The sequence below is a fragment of the Noviherbaspirillum denitrificans genome, assembly GCF_002211445.1.
GTDB lineage: Bacteria > Pseudomonadota > Gammaproteobacteria > Burkholderiales > Burkholderiaceae_D > Noviherbaspirillum > Noviherbaspirillum denitrificans.
This window is the reverse complement of sequence record NZ_LSTO01000001.1, coordinates 1,126,960-1,130,464: the sequence shown is the minus strand read 5'-3', so window position 1 is coordinate 1,130,464 and position 3,505 is coordinate 1,126,960. Positions and strand designations below refer to the sequence as shown.

Below are 3,505 nucleotides of genomic sequence, written 5' to 3'. Positions count from 1 at the left end.
CTGACGGCGGTGCAGGTTGGATTGCTGACGATTTATGATATGTGCAAGGCAGTGGATCGCGGCATGACGATCACGGATGTGCGCTTGCTGGAGAAAAGGGGGGGGAAGTCGGGGGATTGGCGCGGATAAGCAAGGGCATGTAAATCCCACACTCTTCGTACAAAGTAAAAGCCCCGCATGTTTTCGGGGCTTTTACTGGTCATCGCAGTCTCGTGTCTAAGATCATTTGCACAGTTGCTTAGCGATACAGCCGCCGGATGTCGCCCAGGTAACCTTGCCAGCCTCATCCAAGGTCGCGGTCAAGATATACGTGTCATCTGCAATGATGCCGCCAACAGCTTTCGGAGTGACGGTAATCACGCCGTCTTTGGTAACAATGGAAGTGACGTACTTGCTGCCAACGCTGTCATCCGCCGGGACGCCATTGGTGCCGCCTGTGCAACCCTTAATAGTATTCAGGTCTTGCGCGCACACTTCTACAGCACTCTTTACACCTTGGCTACCAAGCACAACTTCGGAGAACTTTGCCTTCCTCGTATAGTTGTTATAAGCAGGCAAAGCCACTGCTGCGAGGATACCGATAATCGCTACAACGATCATCAGTTCAATCAAAGTGAAGCCGGCCTGTGCCGGGCGCATTTTCTTATTGGATGTCATTAAGTTCTCCCTTGTTGAAAACGGCAGCCAATCTGCCGCATTGCATAAAATGCAACTTCAATGCCGGGAAAAAATTCTTAATTATTAAGAAAACAAGGGTAATTTTGCTGAGTCAGGATACAAATCTTGTCAGCTAGTGAACAAAATTTGTCATTTTTACATCTTTTTGACAATAATTGTCAATTTGCAAATTTTTTAATTTAGGTGTTTAGAAGTCCCATGTTGCAGCTGAATCAGTCAGCCTTAACGCATGGCAGATCCTAATCTGAGATGTTGTGATACAGCCGGTTACGAACCTTTCGCCCATCTACGTTAGCACCATCTGGGGCAGGCATTTTGCCTGCGGCTTCCGTCCGATGTGCAGTAGTCCAAGATGACCTTGGTCTCGCTTGGCATCTGCCTTTAGTGGGCGTGCAGAATTTCCCATCCACGGTTGCACATTGCCGGCTCAGCAAAAAGCAAAAACCCCGCGCAAAGCGCGGGGTTTTACTTTACTGCAGCTGCTCAGCTAAGCTTATTTGCACAGCTGCGAAGTAAGGCAGCCACTGCCAGCGGTCGACCAGGTGACCTTGCCAGCTGCATCCAGTGTCGGGGTCAAAATATAGGTGTCAGCAGCAGTAATACCATCGACAGCCTTCGGAGTGACAGTGATCACGCCGTTAGCGGTAGCAATGGAAGCAACATACTTGCTACCGGTGCTGTCGTCTGCCGGGATGCCGTTAGTGCCGCCGGTGCAGCCAGTCACCGTATTCAGGTCTTGCGCACAGACTTCAACTGCGCTCTTCACACCTTGGCTACCGAGGACGACTTCCGAAAACTTCGCCTTCTTCGTGTAGTTGTTGTACGCAGGCAGTGCCACCGCGGCCAGAATACCGATAATTGCCACAACGATCATCAGTTCGATCAGGGTAAAGCCGCTTTGTGCGCGTTGCACGATCTTCATGGATTTCATTTGTTTCTCCCTAGGAAAATTGGCAGAACCCCTGCCACGCTTTCCTTTCAGCAATCACTATGCCAGCGGGAGATTTGGTCAAAAAATCGCTCTATACATCGCTTTTGTGAATAAAAAGTTATTATTTTGCTGCCCATCTTTGTCAGAGCAGGACAAATTTGGGCCCGAACGAGGCACTGCTGGACAAAATTTGTCACTTGAATGCAAAGTTATTGTCGTTGCGTATCATTTACACAACAAAACTGGATTTCATCGTCACCTATGGCAATGACGTCACCATCTCGCAATTGGTGAGGTTGCGTTCCAACCGCCTGTCCGTTTATCAGGAGCGTGTGTCCTTTATCGACTCGCGTGAGAAAGTAGCCGTCGACGCGCTTCAGGATTACCGCGGCGCGCTGCTCCTGCTTGCCGATCGAGGTAATGGCCTTGCTCAAGGCTGTTTCGGTGCCCGCCCTTGGGCCGTTGCACACCTTGATCGAGGCGACCGCCGACACGTCGACTGACGTAGTGGTGTGGGTAACGAAAAGAAGTCGGTAATGCGCCAGTTCGACGCAGTCGCCGTCGCGCAGATAGTGCTTTCGTACAGGCTGGCCGTTGACCTTCGTGCCGTTCGTGCTGTTAAGGTCTTCCAGGAAGGAGTCGTGGCACAGCGTAACAATGACTGCATGTTCACCGCTGATGGCCAGGTCGTCCAGGACCAGGTCATTGTGCGGCCTTCGCCCGATCGTCACGCGCTCCTTGTTCAGCGGCACCTCGCGCAGGATCTTGTCTCCAAGTGAAAGCGTGATTTTTGCCATTGCTGTTCTCAAAGCCGTTTCATCGATCAATCAACTCACCCAGGCGAGAATCCGCTCCAACAATCCCGGAGGTGTTACAGCGCCAGGCACGCGCGCCAGAATGACGGAAATGTTGTCGAATCCCCCGTTGTCATTCGCCTGCTGCACGAGCGTACGGCAGCAGGCTTCAAGCTCGCCCTGCCCTTGCGCCAGAACCTGCGCGATGTCGTCGTCGGCGAGCATGTCCGACAGGCCGTCCGAACACAAGAGGTAAATGTCGCCACCCTGCACCGGGTGATCGTGTGCCTCGACTTCCATGTCGGTGCCAACACCGACCGCCCGGGTCACCAGGTTCTTGATTTGCGCGAAGCGCGCAAGGGCAGGATCTATCAGCCCGGCATCGATCTGCTCCTGCAACAGGGAATGGTCTCGCGTCATCCTGGTCAGAACTCCCTGCCGAAATCGGTATGCGCGCGAATCGCCGACGTGTGCAATGGTGACAGTATTTTGGCGGAATACTGCGGCAACCAGTGTGGTGCCCATGCCTTGGTATTGCGGCTCTGCCTGAGCCGCATCCAGGACTGCTTGATTAGCTTTCTGCGCCGCGTCCACAACAAGCGGGATTAACGGGCGACCACCTGCGGGATTTTCTGCGGCACCTCCCGTGGTGATGTCGTCCAACGCTTGTTCAAGCGCGGCCTTCATCACTGACGATGCGATTCCGCTCGCGACTTCGCCGGCGTTATAGCCGCCCATACCGTCGGCGAGTATGGCAAACCTGTGCGAAGCGCTGATCAGGATTGCATCCTCATTTTGTGCGCGCACCAGTCCGGTGTCGGTAAGCCCGGCGAATTCCAGATCGAAGTTGTTTGCCATGATGGCAATTATACGGATGGGAGGAGCGGCATCATGTATTTGTTACATGATCCCCATGGATGGCGAGAATGCAAGTGAAAATAAAACGAGGAGCCGAAGCTCCCCGTTTCTTATACGTGTACTACTTGTGCAACACTTGAATTACAACATTGCCTTAAGCAGACGGGCCATTTCGGACGGGTTCTTGGTGACCTTGATGCCGCAGGATTCCATGATTTCCAGCTTGGCTTGCGCGGTATCGGCG

At 53.0% G+C, this 3,505-nt stretch carries 5 protein-coding genes and 1 pseudogene; 1 reads left to right on the top strand and 5 read right to left on the bottom strand.

Going from position 1 to position 3,505, the window contains the following annotated elements:
• Positions 1-129, top strand: a 129-nt coding sequence (locus AYR66_RS05615) for a cyclic pyranopterin monophosphate synthase MoaC (protein ID WP_272938363.1), incomplete at its 5' end; no start/stop codon positions are given.
• 93 nt (positions 130-222) lie between these two features.
• Here the strand turns inward: AYR66_RS05615 and AYR66_RS05610 are convergent.
• The 5 genes and pseudogenes from AYR66_RS05610 to AYR66_RS28220 all read right to left on the bottom strand — a co-directional run.
• Positions 223-657: a pilin gene (locus AYR66_RS05610; RefSeq protein ID WP_206047069.1), complete on the bottom strand. Its 435-nt coding sequence runs from the start codon at positions 655-657 to the stop codon at positions 223-225.
• Positions 658-1,171: 514 nt separating this feature from the next.
• Complete coding sequence (locus tag AYR66_RS05605) at positions 1,172-1,609, bottom strand: pilin (RefSeq protein WP_088706709.1); 438 nt, start codon at positions 1,607-1,609, stop codon at positions 1,172-1,174.
• Between the two features lie 209 nt (positions 1,610-1,818).
• Positions 1,819-2,406, bottom strand: coding sequence for an FHA domain-containing protein (locus tag AYR66_RS05600; RefSeq protein WP_088706708.1), 588 nt, complete (start codon positions 2,404-2,406; stop codon positions 1,819-1,821).
• Between the two features lie 30 nt (positions 2,407-2,436).
• Positions 2,437-3,261: a Stp1/IreP family PP2C-type Ser/Thr phosphatase gene (locus AYR66_RS05595; RefSeq protein ID WP_088706707.1), complete on the bottom strand. Its 825-nt coding sequence runs from the start codon at positions 3,259-3,261 to the stop codon at positions 2,437-2,439.
• A 141-nt stretch (positions 3,262-3,402) separates the two neighbouring features.
• Positions 3,403-3,505, bottom strand: a pseudogene (locus tag AYR66_RS28220) (succinate--CoA ligase subunit alpha); the annotation flags it as partial.

Bases quoted from the DNA above. Each gene is read 5' to 3' on its own strand.
- AYR66_RS05595 (WP_088706707.1), bottom strand. From the start codon at position 3,261: ATGGCAAACAACTTCGATCTGGAATTCGCCGGGCTTACCGACACCGGA.
- AYR66_RS05600 (WP_088706708.1), bottom strand. From the start codon at position 2,406: ATGGCAAAAATCACGCTTTCACTTGGAGACAAGATCCTGCGCGAGGTG.
- AYR66_RS05610 (WP_206047069.1), bottom strand. From the start codon at position 657: ATGACATCCAATAAGAAAATGCGCCCGGCACAGGCCGGCTTCACTTTG.
- AYR66_RS05605 (WP_088706709.1), bottom strand. From the start codon at position 1,609: ATGAAATCCATGAAGATCGTGCAACGCGCACAAAGCGGCTTTACCCTG.